Annotated in this window: 25 protein-coding genes and 1 tRNA gene; 10 read left to right on the top strand and 16 right to left on the bottom strand. The window is 42.8% G+C overall.

The genetic code is table 11. The features are described from left to right. Nucleotides 1–50 precede the first annotated feature (50 nt). The 7 genes from MAHAU_RS00420 to MAHAU_RS00445 all read right to left on the bottom strand — a co-directional run bounded on the left by MAHAU_RS00420 (nt 51) and on the right by MAHAU_RS00445 (nt 2923). Nucleotides 51–578 (bottom strand): host-nuclease inhibitor Gam family protein, encoded by a 528-nt coding sequence (locus tag MAHAU_RS00420; RefSeq protein ID WP_013779746.1) that lies wholly within the window; start codon nt 576–578, stop codon nt 51–53. A 54-nt stretch (nt 579–632) separates the two neighbouring features. After that, a complete protein-coding gene (locus MAHAU_RS00425; protein WP_013779747.1) occupies nt 633–1499 on the bottom strand; it encodes a hypothetical protein in 867 nt (288 codons plus the stop codon). Nucleotides 1500–1584: 85 nt separating this feature from the next. Continuing rightward, entirely contained in the window at nt 1585–1773 is a 189-nt protein-coding gene (locus tag MAHAU_RS00430) for a hypothetical protein (RefSeq protein WP_013779748.1), read from the bottom strand. 82 nt (nt 1774–1855) lie between these two features. After that, entirely contained in the window at nt 1856–2080 is a 225-nt protein-coding gene (locus MAHAU_RS00435) for a hypothetical protein (RefSeq protein ID WP_013779749.1), read from the bottom strand. A 6-nt stretch (nt 2081–2086) separates the two neighbouring features. Continuing rightward, nucleotides 2087–2473 carry a helix-turn-helix domain-containing protein gene (locus MAHAU_RS00440; RefSeq protein WP_013779750.1) on the bottom strand — a complete coding sequence of 129 codons (387 nt, stop codon included), beginning with the start codon at nt 2471–2473 and terminating at the stop codon, nt 2087–2089. 16 nt (nt 2474–2489) lie between these two features. Beyond that, nucleotides 2490–2645, bottom strand: a complete 156-nt coding sequence (locus MAHAU_RS15655; protein WP_013779751.1) for a hypothetical protein — start codon at nt 2643–2645, stop codon at nt 2490–2492. Nucleotides 2646–2650: 5 nt separating this feature from the next. After that, nucleotides 2651–2923 carry a hypothetical protein gene (locus tag MAHAU_RS00445; protein ID WP_013779752.1) on the bottom strand — a complete coding sequence of 91 codons (273 nt, stop codon included), beginning with the start codon at nt 2921–2923 and terminating at the stop codon, nt 2651–2653. 117 nt (nt 2924–3040) lie between these two features. Between MAHAU_RS00445 and MAHAU_RS00450 the strand changes: the two genes are divergently transcribed. Continuing rightward, nucleotides 3041–3253 carry a zinc ribbon domain-containing protein gene (locus MAHAU_RS00450; RefSeq protein WP_013779753.1) on the top strand — a complete coding sequence of 71 codons (213 nt, stop codon included), beginning with the start codon at nt 3041–3043 and terminating at the stop codon, nt 3251–3253. Here the strand turns inward: MAHAU_RS00450 and MAHAU_RS15660 are convergent. Together MAHAU_RS15660 and MAHAU_RS00455 are read right to left on the bottom strand one after the other, a co-directional pair. Beyond that, nucleotides 3250–3396 carry a hypothetical protein gene (locus MAHAU_RS15660; RefSeq protein WP_013779754.1) on the bottom strand — a complete coding sequence of 49 codons (147 nt, stop codon included), beginning with the start codon at nt 3394–3396 and terminating at the stop codon, nt 3250–3252. The two genes, MAHAU_RS00450 and MAHAU_RS15660, sit on opposite strands and share 4 nt — an antisense overlap. A gap of 13 nt (nt 3397–3409) precedes the next feature. Further along, nucleotides 3410–3652 (bottom strand): helix-turn-helix transcriptional regulator, encoded by a 243-nt coding sequence (locus tag MAHAU_RS00455; protein WP_013779755.1) that lies wholly within the window; start codon nt 3650–3652, stop codon nt 3410–3412. A gap of 127 nt (nt 3653–3779) precedes the next feature. Between MAHAU_RS00455 and MAHAU_RS00460 the strand changes: the two genes are divergently transcribed. The 6 genes from MAHAU_RS00460 (at nt 3780) to MAHAU_RS00485 (ending at nt 8215) form a co-directional block, all read left to right on the top strand. Further along, entirely contained in the window at nt 3780–4172 is a 393-nt protein-coding gene (locus MAHAU_RS00460; protein WP_013779756.1) for a helix-turn-helix domain-containing protein, read from the top strand. Between the two features lie 43 nt (nt 4173–4215). Continuing rightward, on the top strand, nt 4216–4602 hold the full coding sequence (locus MAHAU_RS14775) for an ImmA/IrrE family metallo-endopeptidase (protein ID WP_013779757.1): 387 nt from the start codon (nt 4216–4218) through the stop codon (nt 4600–4602). Further along, the gene (locus tag MAHAU_RS14780; RefSeq protein WP_013779758.1) at nt 4571–5437 is read left to right on the top strand and encodes a 3'-5' exonuclease; all 867 of its coding nucleotides are present in this window, start codon (nt 4571–4573) and stop codon (nt 5435–5437) included. The genes MAHAU_RS14775 and MAHAU_RS14780 overlap by 32 nt, the downstream gene beginning before the upstream one ends. A gap of 74 nt (nt 5438–5511) precedes the next feature. Next, the gene (locus tag MAHAU_RS00475) at nt 5512–6264 is read left to right on the top strand and encodes a DUF3800 domain-containing protein (protein WP_013779759.1); all 753 of its coding nucleotides are present in this window, start codon (nt 5512–5514) and stop codon (nt 6262–6264) included. Between the two features lie 339 nt (nt 6265–6603). Next, the gene (locus MAHAU_RS00480; protein WP_013779760.1) at nt 6604–7098 is read left to right on the top strand and encodes a hypothetical protein; all 495 of its coding nucleotides are present in this window, start codon (nt 6604–6606) and stop codon (nt 7096–7098) included. 1 nt (nt 7099) lies between these two features. After that, nucleotides 7100–8215, top strand: a complete 1116-nt coding sequence (locus MAHAU_RS00485) for a site-specific integrase (RefSeq protein WP_013779761.1) — start codon at nt 7100–7102, stop codon at nt 8213–8215. Nucleotides 8216–8306: 91 nt separating this feature from the next. Here MAHAU_RS00485 and MAHAU_RS00490 read toward each other — a convergent pair. After that, nucleotides 8307–8382 (bottom strand) — tRNA-Arg (locus tag MAHAU_RS00490). A 258-nt stretch (nt 8383–8640) separates the two neighbouring features. On the opposite strand from MAHAU_RS00490, the gene MAHAU_RS00495 reads away from it, so the two are divergent. Next, nucleotides 8641–10047 (top strand): ammonium transporter, encoded by a 1407-nt coding sequence (locus tag MAHAU_RS00495; protein WP_013779762.1) that lies wholly within the window; start codon nt 8641–8643, stop codon nt 10045–10047. A 10-nt stretch (nt 10048–10057) separates the two neighbouring features. Here MAHAU_RS00495 and MAHAU_RS00500 read toward each other — a convergent pair whose 3' ends face one another. Next, nucleotides 10058–11368 (bottom strand): esterase/lipase family protein, encoded by a 1311-nt coding sequence (locus MAHAU_RS00500; protein ID WP_013779763.1) that lies wholly within the window; start codon nt 11366–11368, stop codon nt 10058–10060. A gap of 133 nt (nt 11369–11501) precedes the next feature. On the opposite strand from MAHAU_RS00500, the gene MAHAU_RS00505 reads away from it, so the two are divergent. Next, the gene (locus MAHAU_RS00505; protein ID WP_013779764.1) at nt 11502–12683 is read left to right on the top strand and encodes a GNAT family N-acetyltransferase; all 1182 of its coding nucleotides are present in this window, start codon (nt 11502–11504) and stop codon (nt 12681–12683) included. 40 nt (nt 12684–12723) lie between these two features. Here MAHAU_RS00505 and MAHAU_RS00510 read toward each other — a convergent pair whose 3' ends face one another. Further along, entirely contained in the window at nt 12724–13926 is a 1203-nt protein-coding gene (locus MAHAU_RS00510; protein ID WP_013779765.1) for an NAD(P)/FAD-dependent oxidoreductase, read from the bottom strand. A 189-nt stretch (nt 13927–14115) separates the two neighbouring features. Here MAHAU_RS00510 and MAHAU_RS00515 point away from each other — a divergent pair, with 189 nt between their 5' ends. Next, nucleotides 14116–14904: a ZIP family metal transporter gene (locus MAHAU_RS00515; protein ID WP_013779766.1), complete on the top strand. Its 789-nt coding sequence runs from the start codon at nt 14116–14118 to the stop codon at nt 14902–14904. Nucleotides 14905–15000: 96 nt separating this feature from the next. Here MAHAU_RS00515 and MAHAU_RS00520 read toward each other — a convergent pair whose 3' ends face one another. The 4 genes from MAHAU_RS00520 to MAHAU_RS00535 form a co-directional block, all read right to left on the bottom strand. After that, entirely contained in the window at nt 15001–17007 is a 2007-nt protein-coding gene (locus MAHAU_RS00520; protein WP_013779767.1) for an oxidoreductase, read from the bottom strand. 487 nt (nt 17008–17494) lie between these two features. Further along, entirely contained in the window at nt 17495–17749 is a 255-nt protein-coding gene (locus MAHAU_RS00525) for a hypothetical protein (RefSeq protein ID WP_013779768.1), read from the bottom strand. A 3-nt stretch (nt 17750–17752) separates the two neighbouring features. Next, nucleotides 17753–19540, bottom strand: coding sequence for a CotH kinase family protein (locus MAHAU_RS00530; RefSeq protein ID WP_013779769.1), 1788 nt, complete (start codon nt 19538–19540; stop codon nt 17753–17755). Nucleotides 19541–19552: 12 nt separating this feature from the next. Continuing rightward, complete coding sequence (locus tag MAHAU_RS00535) at nt 19553–20224, bottom strand: DUF4956 domain-containing protein (RefSeq protein WP_041644207.1); 672 nt, start codon at nt 20222–20224, stop codon at nt 19553–19555. Nucleotides 20225–20229 lie beyond the last annotated feature (5 nt).

The following is a 20229-nucleotide window of genomic DNA, read 5'->3' on the forward strand; positions in this document are numbered from 1 at the left end:
CACTAGTAGCACGGTCCAATAAACACTTTTGCTTTTTATTGCTCATCACGTTATACCTCAACCTCAAATACAGGAGGTCTTTCCACAGCCTTCACGCCGTCAATTATTTCTCCGTTTTCATCGGCCACACATTCTCCTGAAACATGCACGTTCTTCTTTAAGCCGGCCCAGTCCGGAGATTCTTTGACCTTGATATACGATGCCATATTCCTTTCCTTCAACCAAGCTAAAAGTTTCTCATCATCCCGCACAAACTCTGGTGCTAGATATTTCTTTTTAAGAGCACCCGACGGCAGTTTATACGTCTCTTGAGTCTTGGTCTTCTGTTTAGGGACTGTCTCAAAATATTGAGCCAACAATGATTTCAAATACGATGTGCTGTTGTTTAGCTCTCCCTGAGCTTTCTGAATTTTAGCCTGGTATTCATTGATCATAGTCTGGCACACGTTTATATACCGCTGTGTTTCGGCCCGTTCCTCTGCTATCTTTCTGAGAGCCCACTCAGCTTTTGCATCATCATCTATAACAAAGCCTTCTTCAACGTGTTCATCGATTATTTCTAATGCAATATTGTCCATTATACGGTCCTCCTTATGTTTTAATTGGTGAGCGGGTGTTACCCCGCTCTAATCTTAATTTGCCGCAGCTTTAGCTTTAGCCTGACATGTCCGACATAATGCCTTGCCGAATGTGGAATTGCTGTACCTATCCTCCGCTGCCGTTATCTTAGCGCCACATTCCGAACATGTGTGCGTCATCCTGTTACCGGCTTCATTGTTTGATTTCTTTGCATCAATGATTTTTGTTGCTTCGTTTCTGGTGATCTCATCCCACGCCTTAATATTGCGTCCAGCGATATCAGATATTTCAGAAAGCGATTCATCTTCATTCGCACCTTTAAAAAGCATCTTGATGTAATTTATTTGTTTACTGCTGGCCTTTTCAGGCTCTAACCATGGCATATCCTCTATATCCTGCGTAAACATCCTTGATGCGCCGGTTGCCTTTAATACGCCGTCAATATATGCTCTTTTAGCGGCCATCTTTATAAGTGTGTTTTGCTGATCGGCTGGTTCGGGATTGAGCATCTTTACTTTTTCGCCATTCTGCTGTTCAACATTGCGGTATTTATATTTAACTTCCTGAGAGTTCGCACTACCTAATCCTGTGGCTATCAGCGCACCAGTGTCTCTGTGCAATATTGGCAGGGATATGGTGTAGCTTAGTATCCCCTTCTCAAAATCTTCAGTTGAATTTATGATCTTAGGTTCACCGGTAGCTAATCTGAATACTTGACATAGCAGCTCTGCTCCCGGCTTTAATAATGTCGGCTTATCCGTACCGGGTATCCTATCAAAGTCTATTCCTTGCTGCAATAAACTGTTAAAAAGTTTGTCTAAAGCAGCTCGCATCTGAACCGCCTTTGCTATTTCAGCATCAATATTCCTTGGCATAATATCTACTGTTACCAACGATACTTCCTGAATTTCATCGCTCATTTTCATTACTCCTTTACTCAATTCGTTAAACATGCTATAATCAATCTGTAATATTTTCTCTTTGGCGCTTTCTAAGCGTCTTTTTTTATATAGCGATGCCTTCGGTATACAGCGAAGCGACAACGTTCATGCCGTTGCCCAGCAATTGTACTGCGCATGCCGTGACTTGCTTCGGAACATCCTTGCTAACGAACCATGCGCATTGCTCTTTTTGGCATGTGCTGTGCAATATCGGGCACATTTTGTCGCTGTTGTCATCGTGTATATTAATCATTCTTTTTCGCCTCCTTTTCCACGGGATCCAAGGCTAATTCCGCTAGCTATAGCGTATAGCCAATGCTTCTGAAAAAATTTTTTCATTGTTCTAGCCCTTCCTTCACAACACAATAATCATTACCACCTACGTATTCCATGGCCAGTTCCTCCAACTGTTCCCTGCACTTTCGCAGTTCAACTTCAGCCTCTTTCGCAATTTTTATTTGTCGTTCGAGTTCCATCATCTTCGATAATACCGTTGCCATCTGCTCTTCAGTATGCTGTCTCTCCGCATGATAACCATCGATTGTCGTTACTTTATACATTGTCATTCACCTCCTTTTCCTAGCTACAATTTGCAGTTGTGCTTCATCGAGTCGCTCTTGATATTTTTGTTGCTCTAACCATTTCAATAATGCCTTCTTTGGCACTCGCACTTGCCGGCCTATGTGCACCGCCGGGAAGCCAACCCAATGTGACATCTCATAAGCCTTACTGATACCTATCTGCAAAAATTTCGCCATCTGCGGCATGGTCATAACGGTGGGAAATCCGTCGCTGCTGTCATCTATCTTGGTATCCATCAGATCAGTTCCCAATTGTTTCTCCACGTCAGCTTTGGCCTGTAGTAGCAGATTTTCGTTCTGCTGTTCTTGTGACGTCAATGACGTAAACTTGGTCAAAAGCTGTATCAGCAGGTCCTTTTCTTGCTCTGTCATGTTTTTTTACTCCTTCCTAATTCTCGTAAAATGGCCTATCCGATAGCCTCGTTACCGTTACCTTCTTGCCATAATAATCCTGTAACACTCGGCCATCAGTAAAGATTAAGCGTATGAACTGTGAACCGACACGGTTTACGATGCTTGACACTACACCTGCATAAAGCCGCATGGGAATTATTCCTTGTTATCATTGGCGCTGTCATCGGCTTTATCCTCAGCAAACTCTTTTAACCAAGGATAGAAATTCTTAATTCTTTCCAACGCATGAGATTCGGTTAAAAGATCGTTAAACGCTATCTCTATAAACTGGTCAGCCGGTTTCTCACCTGTTGCATGCTTTACCAGTTTTAGTAACAGGTAGTTTGTTGCCATTTGCTGATGCACCATTTCGTCACACCGACTGCAAAGCACTTTTAACATTTCGTTTTGTCCCTCTGTCCTGAACATTCCATTCTCACCTCCTTATGCAGTTTTGCTGGTTCGGTCATTGGCCTTGCTTGCCATCCTATAATGTAGTAAAATTCTTGTAAGAGGTCGGTACGGATTTTGGGAGGTCGAATACCATTGACTATAATTAACAAAAACGTGAAGCTTGATATTCCGTGCCCAGAATGCGGATATAAAACAAAGCTGTCTATTAACGAAATCGAGCAAAATCCTTCATACGTATGCCCTGGCTGTGGTAAGACCATTAACTTAAATGCCGATAACTTTACGCAGGACATAAAAGACGCAGAAAAACAATTAAAGAAAGCTTTCAAAAACATAAAACTTTAACATTCCTCCGTACCGACCTTTAATTCAAACTGTTTTATAACCTCAAGCGTCTTCGCTAATTCATCAGCCTGACCTATTGCTTTGTTAAGGAGTTCTTGTAACTCGCTAACATTGCTTGTTATCTTTGCGTTTATTACTTCCATACCTTCTCACCTCCTATGCTGTTTCACTGGTTTGGTTATCATTGATATTAAAGAAAATCGTCCAATCGAAATCTAGTGCCTGCGCTATTTTTTTTGCATTATTTACCGATGGTCTTGCTGAACCATTCTCTATTTTCGTTATCGTAGTTCTATCTACGCCAATCAATGCTGCAAGCTGCTCTTGAGTAAGACCTTTAGCGTTTCTTCTTTCTTTCAAAAGTGCTATTGCATCACTCATCATATATTTGCTGTGCATTTTCTTCACCTCTCTAAACATATTATAAGTGATGTTTCTTCACTTGTCAATAGCAAAAGTGAAATTTTTGCACTATAATTGATATGTGATATAAATTCACTTATAATTAAGTAAAGGAGTGAAAGATATGCTCTTTAATGAAATTATTAAACAATTAAGATTGGAAAAAGGATTAAGCCAAAAAGAAATCGCTAATGCAATTGGAGTCGATAGAACTACCTATAACAAGTACGAAACTGGTAAAAGTCAACCCGATTTCGATACAGTGCAAAAATTGGCTGATTTTTTTGGCGTTTCAGTAGATTACCTCTTAGGTAGGTCTGATACCCGCAATTCAGACGTCATTGAAGAGGCAATAAAGGATGATCCAGAATTGGAACGCATATGGAACATGCTCAACAACCGCGAAGAGGTCCGTGTCATGTTCAAGAAGATAGCCGATCTAAAACCAGCTGACGTAAAGCGAATACTCAAGATAATTGAGATTGTCGAGGAAGAAGATTCTGCTTCACGATTATAATTACTCAATTGACTATGGACAAGCTTTAGGGAGGCTATGCAGAATGGTTAGAGAAATACTTACGGCTATGCGCAACAATCAGGACTTTGATAATCTACTATGGACTTATGGGATTATATGCAAACCCAAAGCCCTGCCCGGCTATATCTATGGATTTACATACAAGTCCTCGGCAGACATATACCATATATTCATAAATGAGGCCTTAAACGATGGGAAGAAGAACCAAACCGTATTGCACGAACTCGAGCATATAGAATTGGGCCACTTTGAGGCTGGTTTTATCGGTATTATAGATATATACTATGAGCAAGAAGCTGACGCAGAGGCTCAGAAAATAGCCGAAGAAGCGGCTGCATATAATTGGAAGTCAAAAAATAGTAAGGGGGCATTAATTAATGAAAATTTTAAAACATATACCAGGTTTTAGGTTTGGGGTTCGGTGGAAAAAGTTAATTGCTACAGCTTATTATTTATTTAGCTTGCTTATACTTCTATCGAGTGTTGAAACAGGAATAGTACTTCTTATCTTCCCATTTATAATATTCGGCCTCATAGACAAAATAAAGGCAAAGCGTAACTCTAATCAGGCTACTCCTAAAGTAAAACAAATTGATAAGCCTAATGTCGCAACAGAAAGGCCAAAACAGCAGTCTGCTCCTGCACCTGTCTTAAATACACAATCAGTAAATCACCGAATAAATATTAATACCAAAAAGTGGCTTAATGCTTGCAATGAATTTGTGGCTATCGACTTGGAAACAACTGGTCTTAATCCAATAAACGATAAGATTATTGAAGTGGCCGCAGTAAAATTTAAAGATGGACAAATTATTGATAGATTTACAACTTTAATTAATCCAGAAATACATATACCATCAGGAATTACAAGAATAAACCATATAACAGATGAGATGGTTAAAGATGCTCCAGTATTAGCTGAAGTCATGCCATGTTTAGTGAATTTTATCGAAGATTCAATCCTTGTTATGCATAATGCTTCTTTCGACTTAAAATTTTTAAAACATCATGCAATGAATTTTGGGCATGACATTAATAACTCATATATAGACACACTTCCCACTTGTAGAAACATATTCTCTGGACTTGAAAATTACAAATTACCTACTATTGCAAGCCATCTCGGTATATGTGGCGATTCTTTTCATAGAGCATGTAATGATGCAGAAATATGTGGCCAAGTATTAATTAAATGTATTGAAACGGCAAAGGATAGAAGCAGTCAAGGAGCCAGTCTTATATGAAGCAGCCTGCGGTAAGGATATTTTTTAACATTATGTATATAAATGAATAGACAATAGGGGGTTGGAGAATTAAGGTGCAAACCAAGCTGCCTTTAGTACATGTATATTGCGATGAAAGTTCGCAAAGTTGTAATAAATATTTAGTTATAGGCGGAATATGGATACCAGCTGAAAATGTCGGTAATATTGGCGCTAAGTTTATTGAATTTAGGAATAATAATCATATGCTAAATGAACTAAAGTGGGGTAAAGTGTCTAATGGAAAGTTAAATGAATACAAAAAATTCATTGATGAGGTTTTCGACGGTATATATAAACGGTATTTAGCATATCGTTGCATAATTGTTAATATGGAACAATATGACAATAAAACATATAACAATGGAGATAAAGAGCTTGGCTTTTACAAGATTTATTATCAACTACTGCTTCAAAATTGTATGCCGGGTCACAGATATATAATATATCCTGATGACAGGAAAAATTCATACAAACATAGACTTGAAGCGTTAAAAATTATACTAAATAGAGGAATGCGCAAAAAATATGGGATCAACTACGATGCTATTAGAAATATTGAAGCACGTGATTCCCATAATGAAGATCTTATACAAGCGGTAGATATAATTACTGGTGCGATAGGATATAGATGGAATTGTAGACATTTGAACGATAACGCTAGCACCGCAAAGATACAATTATCAGAATACATAACACAAAAAGCTGGACTTCAAACATTGGCCACATGCCATAAGAAAGGGGAACATGTTGATTTTAATATCTGGTATATGGACATGAGTAAATCTAATAAACGAAAAACAAAATAGCGCCTTGAGTCCTATTCTTTCGAATGCGCTGCACGGCTTGGTGCAGGTTTCGGATATCAATGGCGCTATCTCAATTACCTCTATAGCTAGGTACTTTACGTACACACGGCATGAAGCCGACTTTCGCCTATAGAGGACTTATATTTAATGTGTCAATATTATCTCTAGTTCATTTACATTATACGCTATTTCGTAACTTTTAGTCAATGATTAAAATTTGGTAATTTAATATTGGGAGGATCTTGATATGCGAGGATACATGTAACGTAAGATAGCCTGAATAGTACCCACATATTAAGCGGTTTACACATAAACTAAATTATAGAAAGAAGGAAAAAGATGAAGTTAACAAATTTACAGCGGATTATACTAGTTGTGTATGCCATCGTGATCATCAATATATGTATCTTCTTTGCGCCTAAATCATTCTTTGCGCGTTCGGATGGCGTTAATATAATACAACATATTGAATATTCGCCTGTGTGGCGTAATTCTCATTATTTTAGAACAAGGGCAATCAAGCAGAACGCATCACCACAAGATGTTAACAATGCTGGAGAATTGGATTGGTATATCCGCATTGATTACTATCGCATGTTTGTAGAAATATTTGTTGCTACCGTTATTGCCAGTATATTATTCGTGCTCTCTATGTTCCCAAAAGAAAAACTCGCAAAAGTTAATGTGGATGCAACACCTTTATCTCAGGTTACACAAAAGAAAAAGATACCGTGGTGGGGATGGATGTTAATATCATGGGCCATCTTCCCCGGAGCAGTTATTGTTATTGCATGGATCGCTGATTTAATCTCAAAAGTAAAAGGAGGATCTTGATATGCGAGGCCACATACGAAAAAGAGGATCGACTTACAGTATCGTCGTAGACGTCGGAAATGACGAAAATGGCAAGCGCAAGCAAAAATGGTACAGCGGCTACAAAACCAAAAAAGAAGCGGAGAAAGCATTGGCCGATATAATTGCCAAAATAGAAAAAGGTGAGTATTTTGAGCCGGAAAAGATGTCGTTGGCAACCTATTTAGACTACTGGTTGGGAAACTACGCTAAAACCAACGTAGCAGCAAGTACTTATAAACGATACACTGAGTTTGCGGCTCATATAAAAACAAATTTAGGTAGCATCATGTTGCCGAAATTAAAGCCAGCGCATATCCAAAGCTTTTATTCAACGCTATTGGAGCAAGGATTAAGCAAAAGCACCGTTTTAAAAGTACATCGAATGCTCCATCTAGCCTTGAAGCACGCTGTGAACTGGCAAATAATAATTTCTAATCCGGCCGATGCTGTAACACCACCCAGACCTGATAAAGTAGAAATGCATGTATGGGATATGAATACGGTTAACCAGTTTTTAAACGATGTCTCAGATGAGCCTATATACATGCCGGTCCTGTTAGCACTGCAAACGGGTATGAGAGAAGGCGAGATTTGCGGCCTCAAATGGGAAGATGTGAACTTAAAACAGGGTACCTTGACGGTAAAGCAAGCATTGCAACGTATAAACGGTATACTTACTATAAAGGATACAAAGACGGCCAAATCGAAGCGAACGATAGCTCTGATGGATTACACTGTTCAAGCTCTTAAAGAGCATAAAAAGCAGCAGAATACGGTCAAGCTCATGATGGGTCCTGCAGCATATCATGACCAAGGGTTCGTCTGTGCGTGGGACGATGGTAGACCCTATGATCCGCATTATGTTGGTGAAAAATTCACTGAACTAATCGATAAGTTAGACTATCCCAAAATACGTTTTCACGATCTCAGGCACACACATGCTACCATGCTTCTACAGCAAGGCGTAAATCCTAAAATAGTGAGCGAGCGCCTCGGCCATAGCCAAGTCTCAATTACACTTGATACTTACAGTCATGTCTTGCCCAATATGCAAAAAGAAGCAATAACCAAATTAGACGAATTGTTTATAAAATAAATCTCACGTTTGCAAAATGTTTGCAAATGCACCATTTCTGAAACCGCAGCACAAATAACAAAGGCCGGAATGTTGATTTTCCGGCCTTTTATGGTGCGCCCGAGACGAATCGAACGTCCGGCACGCGGTTTAGGAAACCGCTGCTCTATCCGCTGAGCTACGGGCGCATTTACGTTTATATTATAGGATAAATTTTTTCAATATTCAAGTGTTTTAATTTAACAATTCACCTAGAAACATACATTAAAATTTCCTATTGCATATTTTGCAGGATTGAGGTATAATTAATTCATAATTGAATATCGGCGAGGCGATGATGCCTTAATTCGTGAGCGAAGGCGCTCTTGAAAAGACGGATATTATCCGTATTTATTCAAGGGCGCCTTTATTATATTTAAAAAATTTTTTGAAGGAGGATAATCAGAATGAAGGAATTTATAAAACGAATATGGCGCTATGTTTATTTAACCGGTGCATTTATGATAATACCAGTTATAGCGTTGGCCGCTGAGGAAAATGCGACTATAAATACCGGTGATACGGCCTTTGTGCTGATATCGGCGGCGCTGGTCATGCTTATGACGCCTGGGCTGGCCTTTTTTTACGGTGGCATGGTGCGTCGCAAAAATGTCTTGAATATGATAATGCAGAGCTTTATCATAATAGCTATAATATCTATACAGTGGGTATTGGCTGGTTACAGCCTCGTATTTGGTCCTGATCATGCCCATATAATAGGGGATCTATCATGGTTTGGCTTAAACGGTGTGGGCCTTGAGCCTAATCCAGATTATGCCGCTACCATACCGCATCAGGCATTCATGATATATCAACTGATGTTCGCTATAATAACGCCAGCTCTTATAACCGGCGCCTTTGCCGAACGCATGCGCTTTCCGGCATTTATCGGATTTACAGTGTTGTGGTCGTTTCTGGTATATGATCCATTGGCGCACTGGGTATGGGGTGCTGGCGGATGGCTTCGCAACCTCGGAGCATTGGACTTTGCCGGAGGCAATGTGGTTCATATAAGCTCGGGTGTTTCCGGTTTAGTGCTGGCACTCATACTAGGCAAGAGGAAAAAGTACGATTCTGCGCCTCTTCTGCCGCACAGCATGCCTATGATCATATTGGGGGCAGGCATATTGTGGTTCGGATGGTTCGGATTTAATGCGGGCAGCGCCCTTGGAGCGAACAGCATAGCCGTAAATGCTTTTGTCACCACTAATACTTCGGCGGCAGCCGCAGTCCTGTCTTGGGTTGCTGTAGAATGGATGCGCAATGGCAAGCCGACTATACTCGGTGCAGTAAGCGGGGCGGTGGCGGGGCTGGTGTCCATAACGCCGGGGGCCGGCTTTGTCGACGCAGGTTCGGCTATAATTATAGGCTTGGTAGGCGGGGTTGTATGTTATTTTGCCATAAGTGTAGTAAAGGCCAAGCTGGGTTATGATGATGCCTTGGATGCTTTCGGTATACACGGCATAGGCGGTATGTGGGGCGCGGTAGCCACTGGATTGTTTGCATCCAAAGCCGTCAATCCCGCGGGCAATAACGGCTTGCTGTTCGGCAATCCTGCTCAATTGGGCATACAGCTTATAAGCGTTGCTGCTACCGTTATGCTGGCTATCGCGATGACGTTTATCATTGTCAAACTTGTGGCTGCCTTGACGCCGCTCAGAGCATCCGAAGACGAGGAGGATATAGGTATGGACATAAGCCAGCATGGCGAAGATGCTTATCCGGAGACTATGGCGGCGGCGTATATGCGCCATGTTCCAAAAGAAGAGGTGCTCGAAATAGTTCCACAGCTTGGGTTGGATCAGCGGGCCTAAAAATATGTGTTTACCTTATTCGCCTTATAACGGGTTTGCGCTTAAAGGGCGTTATCTGTATAGATATGTTCTGGACCTCTGCGCTTTTTATAAAAGAACGGAACTCGAATATGCGATCTATAGGAGCGCCCGGTGTATCTATGCCCAGCACGTATTCTCCGCTGTCCAAGCCTTTTATCGATATTGAAAGGGGCAAAAGTTTAGGCTGCGGTATAAACAGCCACGACTGTCCCTTTGCATTGGACATGGCGTGAGCCTGGGCACTGCCGCCTCTATCGGTGTGGATTAGACTGATCGATACGGGGCCGTCGGCTATAATGCTTATATATGATGTTATGCTCGAGGCATGTACCGGCTCTACTGGTTTTGATATACCCAATATGTGAGAGATAATATGGCTGGCTTCCACGGGTAGAGCGCTGTGATATGCGGGAAAGACATATTGTTGTCCTCCTATATATCCGCTACTAGCTGTCAATACTGTTCCGTCACCGTGGCGCGATGTGTAATGCCTTACGGGGCGGCCATCCGGCCATACCCTTGCCGGTGTGGCTGAAGCGACTGCAGATCTTGCGACGCTTATATGTGTCATAGTCGGCTTGGTATCGCCTATAATGCTGGATATGCGTATATCTCTGGTGAAAAGGTTGTAACTCAAGCGGTTTAACTCATCAAGGAAATGGTTCCTGTAGTATACGCGTTCCACAGGTATAAACTGTTTTTGATTGAACGGCTCGTCACTTATTAAATATGGTGGATGCTGAATGGAAGGCAGCATATCCTGCAATGACGGCAATGTTATGTGTATGGCATCCAATGGTGAAGGAGCGTCCAAAATCCTTGCAAACAGCCAAGCATAGCCCTTCAACAGCCAGTGTGAAGCTATGCCGACGGCGCTGTCATCAGGCGGTACGGTACCGCCGGCCCATGGATAATAGGCTTTGACAGAACCGGTATTGGGGGTTCCTATCATTATGAATTTGTCTATATCATAGCTGTATAAGGTGCTTTGTATATAGCAGCGCCCCAGTAATCCCCCCATGCTGTGAGCTATGATATCTACCTTATCCTGGTGACATTTGGCTTTGACCTCATGTATTTTGGGTATAAGATAACGTTCGGTGCATTCTTTTACACTTTTGCGCCAGTCATAGAAGCATATAAACAGATCGTGTCCTTCCTTATAACCCATAGACGTCAGTCGTTCTATAAATGGCCTGTAATTTATGGCGGCTAGGCCGAAATCCCAATCACCGGTACCCGGTATTATATCGTTGCCCATCGAACCGAACAATCCGGGGATGAATATCAAAGCCTCCATATGAGTCCTCCTTCTACTCGTTGCTATATATTCCTCCTGTTAAAATATATTTTTATAAAAAAATATTATGCTTGAGTTGTATCATAGCCTATGATATAATCGGAAAACATAAGCGATGATGAGGAGGTTTATTATGTCCATAAGATTTGTGAACAGTACGGATTTTGCCCGAGTGCAGTACATAGCTACTTACTGCTTCCCTTGGTTGCATCAGGCGCAGGACAAGATGGCGGCATATGCTCAAAAATATATAAAGCCCGAGTATGTGCTCGGTTATTACGACGATATGGATATCTTAATGGCCGCTATACAGGTGCTCCCTTTTAGCATCATGGTCGGCGGAGCCCCTTTGAATATGGGGGGCATAGCTATGGTGTCATCTATGCCGGAGGGAAGGCACGGTGGGCGTATAGCCGACCTTTTGAAGAAATCCCTGGGAGTGATGAAAGAGCGGGGACAGGTGGTATCCATGCTTGGCCCGTTTTCATTTGAATTCTATAGAAAATATGGTTGGGAATTGGGATTTGATCGCATGGATTATGTCATTCCCATAGAACACCTTAAAGCTTTTAACCATAAGACCGGAAAGATAACGGCGGTTACTGAAGAAGATATAGATGCGTTAAATGATATATACACAGCATATGCTAAAAAGCATAACGGCTGCGTCATCCGTGATAGGACGTTGTGGACAGATTTCGTATTGGACGATCCTTTCGCTGATGAATATAAAAAGTATTCCTATCTCTGGCATTACGATAGCGGTGAGCCTGGTGGATACATAATATACACAATACGCGATGGTAAGATGAACATATCTGAAATGATATATAAAGATATAGAAGCACTCAAAGGCTTGCTGTGGTTTATATACGCTCATGAGGCCCAGATAGAGCAGGCAAGATGGTCTACAGCCATCGATGAACGACTGCATGTTTTGCTGCCTAATCCGCGCGTGGATATGAAATTGACACCGGGCATGATGTTCCGCGTTGTGGATGTGAATAAAGCTTTGCTAGAGAGAGGCTATCCTGATGACATCGACGAAGAATTCAGTATGCGGATAACCGATACGTCCGCTTCATGGAATGAGGGGCCATGGCATGTGCGCATAGCCGACGGCAGAGCTCAGGTGGAAAAAACCGATACGGCATCTTTAAGCTGCGATATACAGGCCTTTAGCCAGATGTTTTTAGGCTATATGCCGGCCGAGAGACTTGCGGCTATAGGCAGAATAAAAGGCGAGTCAAGCGCCATAAATGCTGCAAATAAAACTTTCCCACCTTCGGCTACGTTCAACAATAACGGATTTTAAACCTTTAAGCGCCGGCTGATCAACCGGCGCTTTGCTTTTATTACAATCTGTCTATTATCTCTTTAGCGTTGTCGGATGTAAAGTAGTTGCTCATATCCTTGCCTTGCTCTATTAATGAGCGCAGGCGCATGGACTTCGATATATCCCCTATCATGATAGCGCCCGCAAGGCGGTTACCATCCAAAAACAGCTTATAATATTCGGTATCGCCTACATGCTTTATCTCTTTAAATCGATTGTCCTGGTTGTTTATATCGCCCACTGAGAAACAATCGATACCCATTACTTTCAACATGTTGGAAGGCGGTATAGTTTTGTATTTTTCCTGTCCGCCTGCGGCGTTTATACCAGCTATCTTGCCCTGAGCATTGGCTATGGGCCATATGGCCGGTATGGCGCCGTTGTACTCCGCCACGTCCCCTGCCGCATAGACATCGGGCGCATCAGTGCGCATATATTCGTCTACTACTATGCCTTTGTTTATGCTTATGGATGCATTCTTGGCAAACTCCACATGCGGCCTTACACCAGATGAGAATAGAACAAAATTGCCGGATATAGATCTGCCGTCCTTTAGCACAACGCCGTCGGCTTTATCATTACCGCTTATTTTAGCGGCTTCTACGCCTAGATAAAGCTCTATACCCAGATTCTCTATGATGCCTTTAAGTATGACGGAACCTTCATCATCCATTTGCCTGGGCAATATGCGGGGAAAGAATTCCAAAACCGTCACATCGAGACCTTTTTGTTTTATACCCCAAGCTGATTCCAAACCGAGCAATCCACCGCCTATTACTATAGCTTTGTCGCTCTGCTTTATAGCATGGTTTATTTCGAGTAAGTCATCCATGCCTCTCAAAGCGAATACACCTTTTTTATCGGAGCCCTCTACAGGCGGTATGAAACAGTAACTTCCGCTGGCTATTATTAGTTTTGTATAATCGATATCGCCCTTATCGGTTTTCAAAACTTTACCGTCGGTATCTATACCAAGAGCTTTGGTATTCAAAATCATGCTTATGTTTTTTTCGTCGTACCAACTTTGAGGATGAATATATAATGTTTCCGGCAATATGTTCTCGCCAAGATGATGGGATAGCACAAGCCTACTGTATGTAAGGTAATTTTCATCGCTTATAACCGCTATGGGTCGATAAGCATCGTGTTGCCTTATGGCCTCGGCTGCGCTTAGCCCTGCTATGCCGTTGCCGACTATAACGTAGTAAAATTCTTGTTGCATAGAGGTTTCCTCCTTTTCGCTTTACCTATACCATAATTATACTATGTTGTACCGACGATATCAATTTTTTCTGTCGACTTCCAGTATAGCGGTGCTGTACAGCGAGCATATATTTATGATAAAATTAATTAAAATGATAAAAAATAAGCGAATGACAATATCGAAAGTTATATTTGAAAGGTGAAGTGCATGAATGATTACATGATGATAATTATCGGCATACTCATTCCTTTTGCTGGGACGACCCTCGGCGCCTTAACTGTTATATTTTTAAAAGGCGAAATGAAACAACATACGCAAAATGCATTGCTCGGATTCGCCTCGGGAGTGATGATCGCGGCCTCGGTGTGGTCATTGCTTATACCGGCGATCGATATGGCCGCTGACCAAGGAAAGCTGGCGTGGTTCCCCGCATGCGTGGGATTCTTGTTGGGAATCGGTTTCCTCCTATTGCTCGACAATGTTATTCCTCATCTTCATTTAGATGAAGAAAAGCCGGAAGGCATACGTTCAAGGTTAAATAAAACCTCTATGCTGGTACTGGCTGTGACGCTACATAATATTCCCGAAGGTATGGCCGTCGGAGTGGTATTTGCCGGTATAGGCAACGTAAGTTCCGGCATGAGCTTAGCGGGGGCTTTTGCATTATCCATCGGTATAGCACTTCAAAATCTTCCTGAAGGTGCGATAATTTCTCTTCCGCTGAGAAGCGAGGGCATGACTCAGAAGCGCTCTTTATTATACGGTATTTTATCCGGTGTTGTTGAGCCCATAGCGGCCGCAATCACAATTTTGCTGGCAAATATGATTACTGATATACTGCCATACCTTCTGGCTTTCGCAGCGGGCGCTATGATCTACGTGGTTGTAGAGGAACTGATCCCAGAATCGCAGATCGGTGAGCACTCTAACATTGGAACCATCGGTGTGGCAATAGGTTTTGTCTTGATGATGGTTCTTGACGTCGCACTGGGATAACGGAGATATTGATGGTTGTCTTTCTTGCCGAGAACATCATAAACATGGCTTCTGCCGTATCCGGGCAGAAGCCATAAACCGATGTGCGCAATCCCTTTATATGCTTCTCGCTAACTCATATGCATCCCATATGGCGGCCATTATATTGCGCGCGCTGTTGGCATCGCCTATCGCATAGACGTTCGGTACTTTGCCTATTATATCATTGTATAGTTTGGCATCCGGTTTGAGGCCTATGGATATAACAACCGTGTCTGCAGGGATGGTATTTCTCTTGAAATTCTTGTCTATAACATCTATGGCACCATCTTTTACTTCTTGTAGGCTGCTGTTTAAAACAACCTTTATATTGTGGAATTTAAGCATATCGAGAACCATGATCCTATTGGCGTGGGGTACGGGTATGCCTGCGCTCATAAGTTCGGGAAGCATCTCGACGATGGTGACATTCTTGCCATCCATTGCTAAGCTTAGTGCTGTCTCACAACCGACTAGCCCGCCGCCGATTACAACCACATCTTTACCGACCGGTTTCTTCTTAAGTAACACATCTGTAGCCGTAGCGACGTTGGAATTGCCTATTCCAGGAACATTGGGCATGACGGGGATAGAGCCCGTGGCCACTATTACCACATCGGCCTTGCTGTTTTTGACGTCCTCTGGCTTTATTTCGGTATTCAGCTTTACGTCTATCCCAAGTTTTTTTATCTGTGTTTTATACCATTCGAGGAGCCTGGCGTTATCCTCCTTAAACTCATCTACGGAGCCTTCTACTACATGACCGCCAAGCTCATATGTTTTCTCGTACAAGGTCACTTTATGGCCTCTTAAAGTGGCTACCCTGGCTGCTTCCATGCCGGCTACTCCGCCGCCTATGACCATTACATCTCTTACCATATCAGCGTGGCCTATGCTGTATTCATCCTCTCTGCCGCAAGCCGGATTTACGGCACACGAAAGCGGCTTTCCTTGGAAGCCTCTCCCAAGGCAACCGTCATGGCAGCCTATGCATGGGCGAATATCCTCCGGCCTTCCATCTAAGACCTTGTTGCTCCAATCGGGGTCAGCTAGCAGGCCTCTGCCGATATTTATCATGTCCGCCGCTTTGCCTTCTTCCAATGTCTTTTCAGCCAATTCGGGTATATCAATCCTTCCTGCTATTATCAGCGGGGCATTGACGACCTTTTTGAGCTGTTCGGTTAAAGGCAGATACAGACCGTGCTTCTGATAAATCGGTGGATGTGCCCAGTACCATGCATCATATGATCCGGCATCCGCATCAAACGCATCATAGCCGGCTTTTTCAAGTATGGGAGCTATGGTAAGGCCTTCCTGTATATCGCGGCCTTTTTCGACAAAGTCCTCTCCGTCAAGTCCGCCCTGATTCCAATCCTTTATGTAGCTCTTTATGCTAAACCTCAATGCTACAGGGAATTGTTCGCCGTTAACCTTTTTTATAGCCTTTACTATCTCTATAGGGAGTCTCAGCCTACCCATTAAGTCTCCGCCGTACTTGTCTGTCCTTCTGTTGAACATGGCTATAGTAAATTGGTCCAAAAGATAACCTTCATGCACAGCGTGGATCTCAACGCCGTCAAAACCCGCCATTTTCGCTATAGCGGCCGATTCTGCCGCCATTTTGACGAGCGTCTCTACCTCTGTCGTGGTAAGCTCTCGGCATGTGACGGATGGATTCCAATAGTTTGGAATAGCCGAAGGGGCTACCGGTTGCCCTACGAGCATTTGAGGAGCAGCCACTCTGCCGAATCCTATTCCGAGCTGAAGGAATATCTTAGTGCCATAAGCATGTACCCTTTCTACTGTTTCTCCACATGTGCTCATAAAATGGCCAGGATCCATGGTCGGACAAGGTACGCTTCCCTCATGAAATTTTTCTATTTCATTTTCTATTTTTGCAACTCCGGTGATTATGAGCCCGGTACCGCCTTTAGCTCTTGCTACGTAATAGTCCTGAGCCCTTTTGGAAAAGCCACCCCTCTCAGTAGATAAACCGAGTATGCCCATCGGTGCCATAGCGATCCTGTTCTTTATCTCTACGTTTCCTACCTTTATGGGTTCGAATAATTTTTCAAAAGTATCCATTTCTTTACTCCATCCTAATATTGTTTTTTTATTTTATGTTATGCTGAATAGTATATCCCTTGTTGCTATAGATACTCTATTGCTTATCTTTGCGTACGCTCTGGACGAATTAGGCGTTATATTCGAGAAATTGTGTATCAGATATGAGTTATCGCATGTAAGCGTTTGAAATCAATTTGTCTGTTTTTTAACATATTGCAACCGATATTTACCATATATTATATATCAGGCCGTATTAACACGTCCTGTGTATTTCTTAATTGCATCCGAGGCATCACTTTGGACGCTTTAAGCGTGAACATATATCTGGGTTTCAGTTCCCACACATATTTGCCTGCAAATGTGTAAAAGAAGCCTGTATTAACGCTTAATTCATATACTATAGGCGCGTAATGCGGTATCGCTTATTTTGCCTCACCTCCCATTTAACGTCCGACATAATTATATCACAAGGGCATCCTTATTGTATAGCATTAATGATAAAAATTTAACGATATATTTTCGGCTTTATTTCAAAATTGTCAACTTGGTGACTATTCAATAACCAAGCCTGATTTTTGCCATGCCATATTATAGTAACGTAACAGGCGGTAGCGGCAAAAGTTCGCTTATATTCCTTGCCGCTGCCGTCGTCGACTACAACAACCTGCATTCCTTGCGCTTTGAGTTGGCCGGCAAGGTCGACTAGAATAGGCTCGGGCTTATAAGCAGGTATTAACGCTATCCTTAATGTGTCGGACATAGTCTAAAACCTTCTGGGCCAGCGCAACGCTATTATGACAGCTAGCGCCGAAATCACTGCTAAAGCGCCGATAGCTGGTATATTATTGGAATATGAAGTGCCGTTTTGACCGTCGGTTGCCTGCGTTTGCTTATCAAATGGCGCACCGGCTATGTCACCTCTGTTACCTTGTTGCATTTGCCCATCCGGCATTGTCGGTGGATTGCCATTTTGGGGCTGAATGAGGTCTTGCCCGTCGTTTTGCTGTTGCCCTTGCACCGGGCGAAAACCTTCGCCGTTGAATCTGCCGCCGCCCTGAGCTCCCATGGCTGACAGATTTACATTGTCTGCGGATAACAGGGCTGTACCATCAGCATTTTGTCCGTCGGCAGTGGCTGGTATTTCGCCGGATAATTGACCAGCCACGCTCTGCGCGCGGAGCAAACAGAATTCCCTGAATGCGTTTAATGCCGTTTTATATTGTTCATATGTGCAAAAAGCGGTCGGATCGTTTTTGACATACGGGTCTATGATCGACGTAATATTCTCCAATGTTTTCTCAAACAACCCGCTGTTAAAATAACCTGTTACTATATCGTTCAGATAGTTGTGGTACTTTTCCAGGTACTCAGGAACAGATAACAGGACATTTATGAGGGGACGCTGGCTCATATCCACGTCGCTTACGGGTGTATCGATCGGGAAGTTTATAGCGGCCTGGACATCGCCTGACTGAAATCCTCCGAACGCGAGGTTATAATCCCACGGCAGTACCGTTATCTTTCCATCATTTTCATAAAGATAATAGTTCTGTTGCATATTGGATACGTAGCTGTCCAAATTCACCACAAAGGTATGCACTGCCAGATAACGCAGTATCTGATCTACGTCAAGGTATTTTTCCAGTTCAGTTCCGTTATTTAAGTGCTTTATGGCCTCGATCACGCGCTCATAATCATCATCGTCGGCCTTGAATACTGCATTATCGAATATGGCGGAGTAACTGTCCGGATCATCGTCTTTATACACGAGGTCCCCGCCGGTAGAGCGGCCTATGCCGGGCGCGCCGCCATCGAAAGCATTTCTGTCATCCGGAATGTTGTCATTGGAAGCATCGCCGTTGAAAGCACGGCCTTTGATATTCGTGTTAGTACTTTCAGGAACGTTATTATCGCCTCGTTTGTCTTGACTCATACCCATGCTTTTGACATTGTAAAGCTGCCCTTCGGTTGCACCGTAAGTACGCTCCAGGAAGCTTTTACCATAACCTTCAACAGCCAGGTACAAGCCCCATGTTTTACCGTTGACTTTGATATCGGCGAACGTGGTCAGAGGGCTGTTTACGCCCATGTAATGCATTATGTCGTATGCGAAATACTCTTTTACATATGTGTAATCTGAATCCATATTGTTCAATATTAAGGTGTCCAAGCCGAAACAAGTTTGACCGTCGACGTATTTATCGAAATTTAATCTGAAGCTGTATCGATCGCTGCCGGAGCTTGCCACCTTGGACAGGCTGGAATTCCCTTTAGGCCGTATGCCCACGGAAGAGAATGTAGTACCGTTTATGGTAATATCGCATGGTATATACTCCTCGGCCGTTGCATTTTCCAGTATCTCGTTCCATTTGTCCTCATTGACCTTAATATCTAAGGTAACGATGTCATTTAAGAATAGTTTGCTCACATATTCTGCCTGAGATGGCGAATTGACGGTCTCCGTTTTATCGACAAACCACGGTAGCATAAAAGCTGTCGCTACGGCGATTATTATTACAGTGATAAGCGGCAACCGTTTGCTTTTAATCATTTTATCACCGCCTTATGACAGATACTCACCGTTGTAGCTGACCAACATTACATTGGAAACCCCTTCTATAACCTTCATCTGGTTTATAAAAGCGGTATCATCCTCTTGCAAACGTACCTCGACGATGAGCTCGGTACCCGCGTCGGATACACTCTTTGACTTTAAAAGATATTTTTTTGCTCCTGATTGGATAGCCGAAAATACCTTTTGTTCACACTCTCCCCCTGTACAGTCGATTAGCAGCATATAGGGCGTGTCTTTGACTTTGAAATTAGCAAAGACCAACAATATTATGCCGATGATAACCGACCCTATAACGGCCAAAGGTATGAGACCGGCGCCTATTATGATTCCTATGGCAATGGCCCAGAATAAGAAGGCTATATCCATCGGCTCTTTAATGGCCGTGCGGAAACGAACGATGGACAAAGCGCCGACCATGCCTAGCGATAAGACGACGTTGGATGTTACCGCCAGTATTACCAATGTAGTGATGGTGGACATGGCGATCAAAGATACTCCGAAGGATGCGCTGTACATTACCCCATTGAACGTCTTTTTGTACACGAGGAACATAAAAAGGCCTATCGCAAAAGCAAAAGCTATAGCTATTAATGAATCAGTCAAAGAAAAAGAAGATGCTTTTTCTAAGAAGCTCGACTTAAAAATATCTGAAAAGTTAATCATAT

The organism is Mahella australiensis 50-1 BON, assembly GCF_000213255.1.
GTDB lineage: Bacteria > Bacillota > Clostridia > Mahellales > Mahellaceae > Mahella > Mahella australiensis.